Origin of the sequence: Streptomyces sp. NPDC006551 (assembly GCF_040611675.1) — a bacterium.
GTDB lineage: Bacteria > Actinomycetota > Actinomycetes > Streptomycetales > Streptomycetaceae > Streptomyces.
The window spans coordinates 195,609-208,992 of the sequence record NZ_JBEXOT010000005.1 but is presented as its reverse complement, the minus strand read 5'-3'; the positions used below and the strand labels follow the sequence as shown (position 1 = coordinate 208,992).

At 73.8% G+C, this 13,384-nt stretch carries 12 protein-coding genes; 5 read left to right on the top strand and 7 right to left on the bottom strand.

From position 1 onward, the window contains the following. Nucleotides 1-16: 16 nt before the first annotated feature. The 4 genes from ABZY12_RS08435 to ABZY12_RS08420 all read right to left on the bottom strand — a co-directional run bounded on the left by ABZY12_RS08435 (nucleotide 17) and on the right by ABZY12_RS08420 (nucleotide 4,933). Nucleotides 17-577, bottom strand: coding sequence for a hypothetical protein (locus tag ABZY12_RS08435; protein ID WP_356888488.1), 561 nt, complete (start codon nucleotides 575-577; stop codon nucleotides 17-19). Between the two features lie 95 nt (nucleotides 578-672). Beyond that, a complete protein-coding gene (locus ABZY12_RS08430) occupies nucleotides 673-2,724 on the bottom strand; it encodes an FUSC family protein (RefSeq protein WP_356888486.1) in 2,052 nt (683 codons plus the stop codon). Between the two features lie 662 nt (nucleotides 2,725-3,386). Continuing rightward, nucleotides 3,387-4,529 (bottom strand): DUF2786 domain-containing protein, encoded by a 1,143-nt coding sequence (locus ABZY12_RS08425; protein ID WP_356888484.1) that lies wholly within the window; start codon nucleotides 4,527-4,529, stop codon nucleotides 3,387-3,389. Further along, nucleotides 4,508-4,933: a helix-turn-helix domain-containing protein gene (locus ABZY12_RS08420; protein ID WP_356888482.1), complete on the bottom strand. Its 426-nt coding sequence runs from the start codon at nucleotides 4,931-4,933 to the stop codon at nucleotides 4,508-4,510. Before ABZY12_RS08420 ends, ABZY12_RS08425 begins: the two co-directional genes overlap by 22 nt. Nucleotides 4,934-5,012: 79 nt before the next feature. Between ABZY12_RS08420 and ABZY12_RS08415 the strand changes: the two genes are divergently transcribed. From ABZY12_RS08415 to ABZY12_RS08405, 3 genes are all read left to right on the top strand, one after another. Continuing rightward, nucleotides 5,013-5,825 (top strand): NAD(P)H-binding protein, encoded by an 813-nt coding sequence (locus tag ABZY12_RS08415; RefSeq protein ID WP_356888480.1) that lies wholly within the window; start codon nucleotides 5,013-5,015, stop codon nucleotides 5,823-5,825. Between the two features lie 88 nt (nucleotides 5,826-5,913). Next, nucleotides 5,914-6,792 carry an ABC transporter ATP-binding protein gene (locus ABZY12_RS08410; protein WP_356888478.1) on the top strand — a complete coding sequence of 293 codons (879 nt, stop codon included), beginning with the start codon at nucleotides 5,914-5,916 and terminating at the stop codon, nucleotides 6,790-6,792. After that, nucleotides 6,786-8,876 carry an ABC transporter permease gene (locus tag ABZY12_RS08405; RefSeq protein ID WP_356888476.1) on the top strand — a complete coding sequence of 697 codons (2,091 nt, stop codon included), beginning with the start codon at nucleotides 6,786-6,788 and terminating at the stop codon, nucleotides 8,874-8,876. The genes ABZY12_RS08410 and ABZY12_RS08405 overlap by 7 nt, the downstream gene beginning before the upstream one ends. A 63-nt stretch (nucleotides 8,877-8,939) precedes the next feature. Here ABZY12_RS08405 and ABZY12_RS08400 read toward each other — a convergent pair whose 3' ends face one another. Next, nucleotides 8,940-9,131 (bottom strand): DUF397 domain-containing protein, encoded by a 192-nt coding sequence (locus tag ABZY12_RS08400; protein WP_356888474.1) that lies wholly within the window; start codon nucleotides 9,129-9,131, stop codon nucleotides 8,940-8,942. Further along, nucleotides 9,128-9,985 (bottom strand): helix-turn-helix transcriptional regulator, encoded by an 858-nt coding sequence (locus ABZY12_RS08395; RefSeq protein ID WP_356888472.1) that lies wholly within the window; start codon nucleotides 9,983-9,985, stop codon nucleotides 9,128-9,130. The genes ABZY12_RS08400 and ABZY12_RS08395 overlap by 4 nt, the downstream gene beginning before the upstream one ends. 162 nt (nucleotides 9,986-10,147) lie before the next feature. On the opposite strand from ABZY12_RS08395, the gene ABZY12_RS08390 reads away from it, so the two are divergent. Beyond that, on the top strand, nucleotides 10,148-10,582 hold the full coding sequence (locus tag ABZY12_RS08390) for an ATP-binding protein (RefSeq protein WP_356888470.1): 435 nt from the start codon (nucleotides 10,148-10,150) through the stop codon (nucleotides 10,580-10,582). Nucleotides 10,583-11,058: 476 nt separating this feature from the next. Beyond that, on the top strand, nucleotides 11,059-11,955 hold the full coding sequence (locus ABZY12_RS08385) for a helix-turn-helix domain-containing protein (protein WP_356888468.1): 897 nt from the start codon (nucleotides 11,059-11,061) through the stop codon (nucleotides 11,953-11,955). A 44-nt stretch (nucleotides 11,956-11,999) separates the two neighbouring features. Here ABZY12_RS08385 and ABZY12_RS08380 read toward each other — a convergent pair whose 3' ends face one another. Beyond that, nucleotides 12,000-13,286, bottom strand: coding sequence for an aminotransferase class V-fold PLP-dependent enzyme (locus ABZY12_RS08380; protein WP_356888466.1), 1,287 nt, complete (start codon nucleotides 13,284-13,286; stop codon nucleotides 12,000-12,002). Nucleotides 13,287-13,384: the final 98 nt, after the last annotated feature.

Sequence of the window (13,384 nt, the reverse complement as noted above, 5' to 3'; positions counted from 1 at the left end):
CCCCCGCGACAGGTCACTAGGGGGTCCCGGGCAGGTCGGCCAGGAGGCGGCCGGTGCGGTCGTACAGGGCGACGGCCGGGCCGTCCGCCCCCGTCGCCGGGCCGTGGGCGTACCAGACGCCCCAGCCCGGACGTCCGGCGAGTTCGAGGAGCGTGGTGACCGTCCTGCGGCCGTCCGCGCCGGTCAGCTCCACCCGCCCGGCCTCCCGGGTCCCGTAGTAGAGACCCGAATGGAACGCCCCGTTCGCGTCGGACTCCGACTGGTGACTCACTCCCGGCCCCGACAGGTCCAGATTGCCGTCGGCCACGCTGCGGAACTCCTCGAAACCGTCCTTGCCCGACCAGTGCTTGCCCTCCTTCGTCAGCCACACCGTCCAGCCCCGGCCCGCGTCCACCCGCTCGCCGGACCGCAACACACGGACCGGGGACTCGGTCGCCGCGGGGGTCGCCGCCCGGGCGGCCGCGATCGTGGTGGTTCCGGCGTCGGCGAGCCGCGCGGCCGGCGCGGCCACGGCCGTGGGCGCGGTGATGACGACGGCGGCCACGACCGCGGCCGCCGCCGGCAGATACTTCTTCATCCGGTCGCTCCTGGGTGTCGAGTGGGTCTCCACTCCTCTCAACCCCACCTGAGCCGCCGCCGGATGACACGGTCCGGGAAAAAGAGCCGACACCCCTAAGGCTTCTCCGTCAGCGCCGTGGTGAGGTCGTCGAGGGCGTCCAGGAGGAGGCGGGCGCTCTTGTGGAGCAGGAAATGGTCCGGTGGGGCCGCGTCCCAGGCCGCGACGGTCTCCCGTAGGTCGTCCCACCGCGGGACATCGCGCTCCCGTACCGTCTTCGCGCCCCGTTCCGTCGCGCGGCGCAGCGACTCGGCGAGCGTCGTGGCAGCGGGGACGGGCGGCGCGCCACGCTCCGGAAGGTGTGCCTCGAGGAGCATCACGACGCGTCCGAACTGGGCCAGGGCGTGCCCGGCGTCCTCCGCCGCCGAGCGCGACAGGCCCCGGTGGCGCACTGGTTCGTGGGTCGCCCGCGCCACGGCCTCCTGCCAGGCGATGCGGGCCGTCCTGGTCTCCAGCAGCGCCTCGCGGACGTCCGGGAAGGCGGGGCCGGCCGGGGCGGCGTAGTGGGCGACGACGGTGGCGGCGTACCGCCCGTCCGCCACCAGCCAGTCGGCGAGACGGTGGCGCAGTCGGGGCGTCTCCCACGCCGGATAGACGGCGTACGCGACCATCGCCAGGATCCCGCCCAACAGCGTCAGGACCACCCGTTCGGGGACGGTCTGCGTCCAGGCCGAACCGCCCATGCCGAGCAGGAAGACGACGTACGCCGAGACGCAGACCTGGCTGACCGCGTACCCGGTGCGCATCAGCAGGTACATCCCGAACGCGCACACCACCGCGAGCGCGGCCGAGGAGTACACGCCCGGGCGAGCGGTCTGCACGATGCCGGTGGCGAGGGCGACGCCGAGGAGGGTCCCGCCGAAGCGGGCGACGGAACGGGCGTACGTCTGGGAGAAGTCCGGGCGCATGACCATCACGGAGGCCATCGGGGCCCAGTAGCCGTGGCCGAGGGGGAGGGCGGTGCCGAGGACGTAGCCGACGGCGGTGACGGTGGAGACGCGGACGGCGTGGCGCAGGATCGGCGAGTCGTGGCGCAGCTCGGCGCGCATCCGGCCCAGGGCGACGGGGGTCAGCCGCAGGAGGGTGGGGCGGGAGCGCGCCTCGGCGGCGGTCTCGGTGCGCGGCTCGGCGGTCTCCACGACGTCGTCGAGGAGCGCGGCGAGCCGTACGGCGGCGCGGCGGGGCGGACCGGTGAGGATCGCGCCGGTGTCGGGGGTACGGAGGGCGCCGAGCGCGGCGGGCGGGATGTCGACCGGTTCGCCGTGGCGGATGGCGTGGGCGGCGGCGTCCAGTACGGCGCCGGCGGCCGCCAGCAGCTCATGGACCCGGGCGCGCTGCGGGCCTTCGGCGGGGACGCCGACGGCCGGGTCCGCCAGCGAGGCGAGCACGGGCCGGATGCGCTCGGCGAGGCCCCGGGCGCCGTGCAGCTCGCCGGGGCGGCGGCGTGCCTGACGAGGGGTGACGGCGGCGGCGCTGCGGGCCGTCATGAGCGGTACGGGGTCGAAGGAGGCGGTGGGGTCGTGGCGCAGGCGGCGGGCGTAGTCCGCCTCGGCGGCGAGCGCGTCGGCGAGGGCGTCGCGCTGGGCGCCCCAGCGGCGGACCGGGAGCAGAACGACGAGCGCGGCCTGGACGAGCCCCCCGACGGCGATCATGGCGGCGTGGCCGGCGGCCCCGGCGACGGAGGTGGGGAGGGTGACGGTGACCAGCATGATCGCGACGTTGGAGGAGGCGATGATGCCGACGGTGGGGCCGTTGGCCCAGGCGAGCCCGGACAGGAAGGTCCAGAGGGCGAGCAGGGCGAGGAAGGGAGCGGGGTGGGCGCCGGCGTTGGTGACGTAGCCGAGGAAGGTGGAGACGGCGAGGCTGGCGCCGGAGGCGAGGGCGAGGGTGGGGCGGGGGCGCCAGGAGCGCTGGAAGGTGGCGATGGCGGCCTGGAAGGCGCCGAAGGCGGAGGAGACGGCGACGCCGGGGCCGAAGAGGACGAGGGAGACGCCGACGACGAGGGCGAGGCCGAGGGCTCCGCGGGCGGCGACGAGGGGTTCGAGCCGCCGCCGCTCGACGGCGAGCCCGGTACGGGCGGTCTCCTTCAGGGCGCGGAGCCAGCTCATGGGGTGAGGGTATCCACGAAGGGGGTGGACCAGACATTTCGGGCGCGGTCGGTGGCGCCGCCTGGCGGGGCCGGGGGGCGGCGACGGTGCCGGTCGCCCGGCGGGTACGGCCGCGCCGGCCGCCTGGTGGGGGCCTGGCCGCCCCGGCGGGGGTACGGCTGCCCCGGCCGCCTGGCGTGGCCCGGCCGCGCCGGCCGACTGGTGGGGGCCTGGCCGCCCGTGGGGCCTCACCACCCGTTGTGGGCATTCGTTCCGCAGGGCGGAACGGGTGGGCACAGCCCGACGACGGCGCCGCACCCGTGGGCACCGCAGGCACGGGGAGCCTGGGCCCGGCAAGGGCGCCGTCCGTTGTGCCCACCCGTTCCGCCCCAGCGGAACAGTTGCCCACAACGGGGTGGGGGAAGGGTGGGCACCGCCGCCCCGGCCGGGCGAAGGCCACGGTGGGGTGGGCGCCCGTGGCGGGGGTGGGCGACGGTCAGGGGCGGCGTTGGCGCACGGCCGGGCGGTCGGGGCGAAGGCCACGGTGGGGTGGGCGCCCCGTGGCGGGGAGGGCACCGGCCCGGTGGCGGGGCAGGGGCGGCGTTGGCGCACGGTCGGGCGGTCGGGCGGGCGGGGCGCAGGCTCCGGCGGGGTGGGCGCCCCGTGGCGGGGGTGGGCGACGGTCAGGGGCGGCGTTGGTGCACGGCGGGGCGGTCGGGGCCGAGGCCCGCCGCGTTCGCGGCCGTCGTGCCGTGGGTCCAGCCCGCCTCGTCCCACATCGCGCGGACCCGCGTCGTGCGGGTCTCCGGGAAGAGCTCGTCCGTGCGCGAGGTGACCGCGACCTCGCGCGAGGCGAGGGCCGGCAGCAGCGTCGGCGTCTCGGCGGCGACGCGGCGGGAGGTGCTCGACAGCCGCGCCCCCAGGCGGTTCGCGTAGGCGAGGAGGAAGGACTGGCGGAAGGACTTCGTGCGCTTGCGGCCCCCCGCCCGCTGCTCCGCCTCCGCCCGCGTCATCGCCGACGTCCCCTGCACCAGGAGCGAGGTGTAGAGCAGCTCCACCGGCTCCAGGTCCGCCTCGAAGCCGATCACCGTCGAGAAGCCGTACGCCTCGTTCCACACCGCCCGGCAGTGGTTCGCCGTCGCCACCGCGTCCAGCAGGATCGCCTTGGCCTGCTCGTACGGCGCGTCCACCCCGATTCGTACCGCCCCCGGCGTCTCCCCCGCCGGCGCCCCCGCCGCGAGCGCCGCCTCGTCCAGGCTGTGGCGGGCCATCAACTCCTGGGCCTTGGCCGTCAGCGCCTCCGCCTCCTCCGGGTATCCCGTCGCCTCCGCCTTGGCGAGCAGGGCACGGACCCGGGTCAGCATGCGCGGCTCGCCCGCCGCCGGGGGCGGAAGCAGCGCGTCGCCCGGCACCGGGCCCACCGGATCGAGGGACGGCAGCCGGACCAGCAGGCGGTACAGCTCCAGGACCGCCGTCGCGTAGGAGAAGCGGTCGGCCTTCCAGGGGCGCGTGTCCAGCTCGGCGATCTGCCCCGCCCACCGCGCCGGCAGCCGTTCGTAACCGGCCGTCTCCGACACGATCAGGGCACCGAGCAGACGCACGCGCTCCTCCGGAAGCTCCCGGCGTGCCAGCCGTACGACATCGGCCGGCTGCCAGCCGCGCTCCCACGCCCGGCGCACGAACTCCTCACCCCGACGCGCCAGTTCCGCGTCCGCCGCCGGGTCGGCGGCGAGCAGCGACGCCGCGGTGTCGAGTGCCCGCTCGTCGTCCGTGTAGAGCGCTTCCAGCGCCCGCTCCACCGTGCTCACTTCTGCTTCGCGTCCCATTCCTCGCGCGCCCGCCCGATCACCGCGCGATGGTCGAGCGACCAGTCGATCAGCTGCTTGATCAGATGGGTCATGCTGTGACCCGTCGCCGTCAGCGCGTACTCCACCTGCGGCGGTGCCGTCGGGTACACCGTCCGCGTCACCAGGCCGTCCCGCTCCAGCCGGCGCAGGGTGAGCGTCAGCATCCGCTGCGAGACGCCGGTCACCAGCCGCTGCAGCTCCCTGAACCGCCGTGGCCCCGCCGCCAGTTCGACCACCACGTGCACGGTCCACTTGTCGCCGAGCCGGTCCTGGACGTCCCGCACCCCGCACTCTTCCGCGCAGCTCACCACCGGGTCGACGGCGACCTCGGTGGTGACCTCGTCCGTGACCTCGGTGGTTACCTCCGTGTGCCCCACTGACATGAATGTGCCTCCTTACGCGGTCGCGCCCGCCCCACCAGAATGATCCTCACCGCACACCATCGCGAAATCAGGGGGAAGCATGCTGCTCGTCACCGGTGTCTCCGGCGGTCTCGGCCGGCTCGTCGCCGAGCGTCTCACCGGGCGCGACGACGTCGTCCTCGGCACCCGCGCGGGGCTGCCCGGCACCCGGCTCGTCGACTTCGACGAGCCCGCCACGCTGCCGGACGCCTTCGCCGGCGTCGACACACTGCTGCTGATATCGGCGGGGTACGGGGAGGACGACACGGTCATCGCCCGCCACGAGGCCGCCATCTCCGCCGCCGAGCGGGCCGGGGTCGGCCACATCGTCTACACCAGCCTGTCCGGTGACGGTGACCACCTCACGTACTCCCTCCCCCACCGCTGGACCGAGCGGCGGCTCCAGCGCTCCACGGCCGACTGGACCGTGCTGCGCAACGGGCTCTACGCCGAACTCCTCGTCTGGCTCGCCACCCCGGACGCCGAGAACCGCATCACCGGCCCGCTCGGCGAGGGCCGGCTCGCCGCCGTCGCCCGCGAGGACCTCGCCGAGATCGCGGTCACCGTCGCCACCAATCCCTCGGCCCATGCGAACCGCACCTACGAGCTCGTCGGGGAACGGCCCTTGGGAGGTGCCGACTTGGCGCGAGCGCTCGGCGCCGAGTACGCCCCCGGCACCCTGGCCGGGGCCCGCGCCGCCCTCGCCGCGTCCGGCGCCGAGTCCTTCCAGGTCCCGATGCTGACGGGCACGTACTCGGCCATCGCGCACGGTTTCATGGACGGGACGGGCGTGAAGAGCGAGCTGCGGGAGCTGCTCGGCCGGGAGCCGCTGGACGCCCTTGAGGTCTTCGCCGCAGCCGTACGGCAGGGGTAGGGCGTACGGCGGAGGTAGGTCCAGCCCTACCTCCGAGACGCCCTTCAGTGGTCGTGATCGGAAGGGGCGGAAACGGTTCGCTTGAAACATGACTTCAAGCGCCGTAGCCGTACGGCTCACCGCCCTGCACCGCCACCACCGGGACGTCCGTGCCCTCGACGGCGTCGACCTGGACTTCCGGGCCGGTACCTTCACCGCCGTGATGGGGCCCTCCGGTTCCGGCAAGTCCACGCTGCTGCGGTGCGCGGCCGGCCTCGACCGGCCCACCAGCGGCAGGGTGGAGGTGGGCGGGGCAGCCCTGGAGGGGCTGAGCGAGCGGCGGCTGACGCTGCTGCGGCGGGACCGGATCGGGTTCGTCTTCCAGTCCTTCAACCTGCTGCCCTCGCTGACGGCCGCGCAGAACGTTGCCCTGCCGCTCCGCCTCGCCGGGCGCCGCCCGTCCCGTACCGAGGTGAGGGAGGCGCTCGCCCGGGTGGGGCTGGCGGGGCGGGAGAAGCACCGCCCCGGGGAGCTGTCCGGCGGACAGCAGCAACGGGTCGCGATCGCACGGGCGTTGATCACCCGCCCGGCGGTGCTCTTCGCGGACGAGCCGACCGGCGCACTGGACTCCACGACGAGCCGCGACGTGCTGACGATGCTGCGTGAGCTGGTGGACCGGGACTGCCAGACGATCCTCATGGTCACCCACGACCCGGTGGCGGCGGCCCGCGCGGACCGGGTGGTGTTCCTGGTCGACGGGCGGGTGAGCGGGGAACTCCTCGCCCCGACGGTCGGGCAGGTCGCGACCCGGATGGCGAGTCTCACCGACGCGGAGGGCGCGTGTGCGAGGGCGGAGGGCCTCACCGACGCGGAGGACGCGGGCGCCAGGGCGGAAGGCCTCACCGGCGCTGAGGACGCGGGCGCCGGGGCGGAAGGCCTCACCGGCGCTGAGGACGCGGGCGCCAAGGCGGAGGGCGTCGCGTGCTGACCGTCGTCCTCTCCGGGCTGCGCGCCCGCTGGGCCGCCTTCCTCGGCAGCTTCGTCGCCCTCGCCCTCGGCGTCGGCCTCCTCACCACCATGGGCCTCGGCCTCTCCGCCACCTTCGACGCCCCGGAACGTACGCCGCAGCGGTTCGCGTCCGCGCCGGTGGTCGTCAAGGGGCGGGACGCGGTCACCGTCGACGTACGGCGCGGACCGGCCACCACCTCCGTCTCCAAGAAGCTCGACCGTCCACAGCCTGTGGATACCGAACTGCTGCGCGAGCTGAAGGCCCGCTGGACCGTCACCACCGCCGACGGCCCCGACGCCGTCGGCGTCCACGGCCCGGCCCCCGAGATCCGTACCCTCGTCGGCACCCGCGCCCAGGTACTCACCGGCGACGACCGACGGCTCGCGGACCCCGAGCCCGAGCGGGACGCCGAGGCGCTCGTCGCCCTCAACGCCCTCCTCGGCACGGCGGGCGGCGTCACCACCTTCGTCTCCGTCTTCGTCGTCGCCTCCACCTTCGCCTTCGCCGTCGCCCTGCGGCGGCGCGAGTTCGGGCTGTTGCGCACGGCCGGAGCGACGCCCGGACAGCTACGGCGGATGCTGCTCGCCGAGGCGGCGGGCGTCGGCGTCCTCGCCTCGGCCACCGGTTGCGCGCTCGGCGTCCTCGGTGCGCCCTGGCTGGCGCGCGTGCTCGTCGCCGGGAACATGGCCCCGGAATGGTTCGTGATCGACCACGCCACCACCTGGCCGCCGCACGCGGCCTTCTGGACCGGGGTGACGGTCGCGCTCGCCGGGGCGGTCGCCGCCTCACGCCGAGCCGGGAAGGTCGGCCCGACGGCGGCGCTCCAGGAGGCGGACGTCGACACGGACGTACTGCCGCTCGGCCGTGCGCTGCTGGGCGCGGGACTGCTGCTGGCGGGCCTCGGGCTGCTCGTGTGGACCTGCCTCACCGAGCCGTCGGAGCTGATGAAGCGCAAGACGTACACGACCCAGCCGATGCTGCTGATCACCGGTCTCGCGCTGCTCGCCCCGGCGCTGGTACGGCCGGTGGCGCGCGCCCTGCGGCTGCCGGGCGCGATCGGGACGCTCGTACGGGAGAACAGCGCGGCGGCCGTGCGCCGTACCGCCGCCGTCGCCGCGCCGGTGCTGGTGACCGTCGCCCTGGCGGGTTCGCTGCTGGGGTCGGCGACGACGGTGACGAGCACGAAGGCGGCGGAGGCGCGGGAGCAGACGCGTGCCGAGTACGTCGTGAGCGGCGAGGACCTGCGGCCGGTGCCCGGCGCGTCGGCGACGGGGGCGACGTCCGTCTTCGTACGGGACGGGGCCGAGGCGCTCGTGAAGTACGGGGCGCGGGCGGTCTCCGACCCGGCGGACTTCGCGGACCTGGCGCGGCTGCCGGTGGTGGCCGGGGACGTACGGGACCTCGACGACCGGTCGATCGTCGTCAACGAGGAGTGGGAACGGGGGCGCGTCGGCGAGGTCGTCGAGGTGTGGCTCGCGGACGGCAGCGGTCCGGTACGGCTGCGGGTCGTCGCGGTCCTGGCGCTCGGCACGGGTGACAACGGGCCGTACGTGACCCGCGCGAACGCGCCGGGTGCGGCGGTGGACCGGGTCGAGGCGCGGGGCGTCGCGCCCGAGGCCCTTTCGGCGGCCGGCGGACCCGTCCGTACGGTCGAGGAGTGGGCCGCCGCCACCCACCCGTCGAGTAGCCCGCAGACCCGGCTCGGGCTGCTCCTGGTCCTGGGCATCGCCCTCGTCTACACGGTGATCGCCCTCGCGAACACCCTGCTGATGGCGACCTCGGTACGGGGCGGGGAACTGGCGTCCCTGCGGCTGGCGGGGGCGACCCGCGCCCAAGCCCTCCGGGTGGTGACCGGCGAGGCGGGCCTGGCCGTGGCGATCGGGACGGTCCTGGGCCTGGCGGTGACGGCGGTGAACCTGGCGGTCCTGGGCGCGGGCCTGGCGGCCCTCTCGGCGCCGGTGGCCCTGACCGTGCCGTGGGGCGCGGTCGGGGCGGCGGCGGGAGCGTGCGCCGTGGTCGCGGTGGGCGCGGCGGCGCTCCCCGCGTGGCGCCTGACGCGCTGAGCGGCGAAGGTGGTGAGGACGGGGCGGTGACCGGAGTCGGAGCCGGGTCACCGCCCCGTCCCGCTAGCTTTCGGAGGCGTACGAGACGAAGGCGGCCCAGGCGGAGGGGGCGAGGTCGAGGTGGGGGCCGGGGATGTTCTTGGAGTCGCGGACGTGGACGGTGCCGGGGGTGGTGGCGACCTCGACGCAGTCTTCGCCGTTGCTGCTGCTGCTGAAGCTGCTCTTGAACCACTCCAGCTCGGGCTTGCGGATCATGTCTCTCCCAGCAGTTGTTCGATGAAGGCCCGCGACTCCCTCGGGGTGAGAGCCTGGGCCCGGATGATGCCATACCGCAGGTCGAGGACTCGGAGCCGCTTGGGATCGGACACCGGACGGCCGTTGAAGTCGCCGTCGGAGCGCCCCACGGCACTACCGTCCCCGAATTTCAGCACCTCGATCAATCCGCCCGTCCCCGGATGGTCCGCGTGCGCGGTCGGCATCACCTGGATCTCGACGTTGGGCAACTCACCGACCTCCAGCAGACGTTCGAGCTGACGACGCAGCACCATTCTGCCGCCGTGGGGTCGCCTGAGCGTCGCCTCTTCCTGGACGAAGCTGAAATCGGGGGCCGGTGATCTCTCGAAGACCGACTGTCGCGCCATGCGCGCGGCGACAAGCCGTTCCAACTCTTCCGGTGAGTACGCGGGACGCCACGTGCGAAGCAGCGCCCGTGAGAACTCGTCCGTCTGCAACAGGCCATGGATGTTGTGGGTGCTGTACAGGCCGAACTCGACCGCTCGCGCCTCGAGCTTCGCCAAGTCCCGCACCTTCTTCGGGTAGCGCACCTCCATCACGTCCTGCTTCATGGCCGAGATGCGACCGTCGGCCGCCAGCGCCTCGTCCACCTTGTCCAGGAACTCCGGCCGGGGGATGCGGGCGCCCCGCTCCACCTTGCGGATCAGGTCCTCGCCGTAACCGATCCGCTCACCGAACTCCGCCGCGCGCAGCCCCTTGGCCTCCCGCCAGAGCTTGATCTGCCGCCCGACGGCGGCCACCACCGCCGCTCCCGACTCGTCGTCCGGGTCGACCTCCCAGCCCGGCTCTTCCGTCCCCACACCGTCCACGCTCATGCCCGCCCACCTCCGAGGTGCCGTCCGCCATCCGTTCAGCGCCCCACTACCCGAAAGGTCACGCCGGACAGCCGGGACAGCACCGGACAGTCGCGGGACAATTACCGTACGTAAGGGGGTCTTTGCTGGGCAGCGTAGGCACGGCCCACCACGCTGGGTGACATGAATCAGGAATCACCCCAAGTCCTGGCGTGTGTACGCCAGTTCGGAATCCAGCTCTCCGCTACGCGGCGGGGCGCCCGGCTCGCCCGGCTCCTCGCGGTGGAGCAGCTGCGCGCCTGGGAGCTGGAGCCGATCTCCGAGCCGACGGCCCACATCGTCGCGGAACTGGCCACCAACGCGGTGACTCATGGTCGCGTCCCCGGGCGGGACTTCCGCCTCGCGCTCACCGCCACGGCGGCCACCCTCCGTATCGAGGTGACCGACACCCGGGCCGACCGGATGCCCGTCCTGGGAGGCGCGGAGCCGACCGACTCGGCGGAGTCGGGGCGGGGGCTCGTCATCGTCGAGGCACTCGCGGACCGGTGGGGCGTGGTGGCCGGCCCCGTACCGCGCAAGACGGTCTGGGCGGAGATCGGGTTCGGGGCCTCGGGGTAGGGGGCCCCGCCCGGCCGCCCCACACCACTACCGCGCAGCTCTGACCCGCAGACGCTCCACGGAGCCGAACGACAAACACAGCCCCCGCGCCTGGCCCCCACCCCCGGCCGCCCTCCGAGTGTGAAAAGGCGCCCGAAGCCCGCCCTTGAGGGGACGGCGCAGGGCGCCACACTCGGATAGAGGGCGGCCAGACACCAGAAACGAACAGGCAACGCCCACCCCGGCACATCCCGCGTCGCGGGCGTCCGCGACGCGGTGGCCCGCGACGTAAAGGAGTTAAAAGACCAGGGCAATTACCGTCCCCAACCCCTCCAGCCTCCCCGTCACTCACACGGGTGACTTGTACCAACTGGGCTGGATTTAGGGAGGGTTGCCTGGAATATGCTCATGGCAACCCACTGAAAACAGTTCGGCCCCCGGCCGGGAGTAGCGATCCCGATCGAGGGCCTGACCAACGAGGAAGCAACACCTTCCTGATGGATACCCAGAACCTTAGCGCTCCCTCGCGGGCCTCCGGCGTGATTCACGTCAACGTCACCCACACGACCCGCTACACGGTCGTCGGCAACCACCTCGCCCAGCACCGCAAGCTCTCGCTGCTGGCGATCGGGCTCGCCGTCCACATCCAGTCGCTGCCCACTGGAGCATCCGTCGGCATCAAGGCGATCGCCGAGCGTTTCCCCGAGAGCGAGCTGCGCATCGCCGCCGCCATGCGGGAGCTGGAGGCCCACGGCTACCTCAAGCGGTTCAACGAGCGGCTGCCCAACGGCCGGTTCGCCCCGCGCACGATCTCGTACAACCGCCCGGGGGGTGAACCGGAGCCGCCGCCGGAGACGCCCGTACCGGATGCGGCTCCCGAGCAGCCCGTACCACTCGGGCCACCCGCGCCACCCAGACCACCCGCGCCGAAGACGTCCCCACCGCCGTCACCCCCACCACCGGCCCCCGCCCCGCCCCCGGCTCCGGCCCCGTCGCCGTCACCGTCACCGTCACCGTCACCGTCACCGCTCACGCGACAGCACCGCCCCGCCTTCGACCTCCTCGCCGGGCTCCACCTCCACGAACCGCGGCTTCTCCTCGCCGAGCGGGACGTCCACCGCCTCGCCCCCGGCGTCACCGCCTGGCTGGAGCGTGGCGCGCACCCCGACGCCGTACGACGCACCCTCGCGGCCGACCTCCCCGACGACCTCAGACACCCGGCCGGGCTCCTGGCTCACCGCCTCACGGCCCTGCTGCCGCCGCCGCTACCGACGCGGCCACCCGCCCCCGCCCCGGTCCCCTTCCAGAACTGCGACTCCTGCGAACGCGCCATCCGCTCCCCAGAGCCCGGCCTGTGCCGCGACTGCCGCCCCGAACAGAGAGAGGCCGCCTAGTGACCGTCGGGACGTCGGCCGGCCGCGCTGAATCAGAACGGCTTTCAGCGGGTGAGATCAGCCAGGCTGTCGAGTGCCGTGTCGATCTCCGCCGGCGTGTTGATGACGGCGGTGCCGATGCGGGTGTAGGTCGAGGTGGACAGCCGCACGCGGTGGGTGGCGGCGTGGTCGACGACCTGCTGGTGGGTGTGGCCTGCCACGCTGAAACAGGTGATACCCGCGGACAGATCCGGGTCGGCAGGAGTGTGCACGGTGACCCCGGGGATGCGGCTGAGTCCTTGTTTCACGCGGGTCGACAGTTGCGTGATGCGGGTGGCGACGCGTGCTCGGCCCAGCTGCTCATGCAGCGCCACCGCCGCCGGCAGGGCGAAGGCGTGCTCGAACGCCAGGAACCCGCCGGGAGACAGGGACGCCGCTCCGCCGCTCCCGATGAAGCTCACGAACGTGGGCCGCAGCTGCTCGAGGACGTCCGGCGCCACCCAGACCAGCCCCGTTCCCCTGGGACCGAACAGCCATTTGTGCGTTCCCGCGATCACCACGTCCGCGCCCAGGCCGGCGGCATCCTCGTCGACGGCCGCCAGCCCGTGCACGCCGTCGACGACCAGCAGGCACCTGTCGGCAGGACCGCGCCCTCGGTTGGCCCGGCGCACCACCTCGGCCACCGCACGCACCGGCATCCGAAGCCCCGTACTGGACTGCACCCAGGTGATCCCCACGACTCTCGTGTTCGGGCGGATCGCCTCGCCGACCGCTGCCGCGATGCCGTCGGCCGTCGCGGTGGCCGGATCGGCGAACCAGGAGACCAGCCGCACCGTGTTGCCATGCTTTTCGGCGGCCAACCGTGCGGCGGTGCGATGGGAGATGTGGTCGTGCGCCGTCAGCAGGAACTCTTGTCCCGGACGGGTCACGATGCCGTTGTAGACGACACCCAGCCCGATACTCGTGCTCGCCGTCATCGCGATGTCCTCGGCCCGGCCTCCGAGATAGGCCGCGAGCGCCTGGCGTACCCGGGGCCATCCGGTCGGACCGTCGGGCAGCGCCATCCCCGTGGGCACCGAGAGAGGATTGGCGTCGACCTGTGCACTCAGATGATCCACCGCGTCCCGGACCACCTTCGGATGCGAGGTCAGGTAGAACAACGCGAAGTTCGCCCATCCCGGCTCCAGACGAAACTGCGCCCGCAAGGCGTCCCAGTCCACGCGCCCGTCGGGCGTGGTGACCGGCCGCGCCGGTGGGGTGTTCACCCTGGCCGCGCCGGAGCTGGGCACGAGGGCGACCGCCACCGCTCCCGCGGATTTGGCCAGCAGACCGCGCCGACTCGTCATCGACATCCAGCACCCCTTCCCACCTGCACCACGACCGGTGGAGCGGTGGCGGCATAGCTGTCGGTGCCCTTCTGGTGACGAGGCTACGCGTAGTGGCCACGGGT

Coding starts and splice junctions, on each gene's coding strand:
- ABZY12_RS08435 (WP_356888488.1), bottom strand. CDS start 577: ATGAAGAAGTATCTGCCGGCGGCGGCCGCGGTCGTGGCCGCCGTCGTC.
- ABZY12_RS08430 (WP_356888486.1), bottom strand. CDS start 2,724: ATGAGCTGGCTCCGCGCCCTGAAGGAGACCGCCCGTACCGGGCTCGCC.
- ABZY12_RS08425 (WP_356888484.1), bottom strand. CDS start 4,529: ATGGGACGCGAAGCAGAAGTGAGCACGGTGGAGCGGGCGCTGGAAGCG.
- ABZY12_RS08420 (WP_356888482.1), bottom strand. CDS start 4,933: ATGTCAGTGGGGCACACGGAGGTAACCACCGAGGTCACGGACGAGGTC.
- ABZY12_RS08415 (WP_356888480.1), top strand. CDS start 5,013: ATGCTGCTCGTCACCGGTGTCTCCGGCGGTCTCGGCCGGCTCGTCGCC.
- ABZY12_RS08410 (WP_356888478.1), top strand. CDS start 5,914: ATGACTTCAAGCGCCGTAGCCGTACGGCTCACCGCCCTGCACCGCCAC.
- ABZY12_RS08400 (WP_356888474.1), bottom strand. CDS start 9,131: ATGATCCGCAAGCCCGAGCTGGAGTGGTTCAAGAGCAGCTTCAGCAGC.
- ABZY12_RS08395 (WP_356888472.1), bottom strand. CDS start 9,985: ATGAGCGTGGACGGTGTGGGGACGGAAGAGCCGGGCTGGGAGGTCGAC.
- ABZY12_RS08390 (WP_356888470.1), top strand. CDS start 10,148: ATGAATCAGGAATCACCCCAAGTCCTGGCGTGTGTACGCCAGTTCGGA.
- ABZY12_RS08385 (WP_356888468.1), top strand. CDS start 11,059: ATGGATACCCAGAACCTTAGCGCTCCCTCGCGGGCCTCCGGCGTGATT.
- ABZY12_RS08380 (WP_356888466.1), bottom strand. CDS start 13,286: ATGTCGATGACGAGTCGGCGCGGTCTGCTGGCCAAATCCGCGGGAGCG.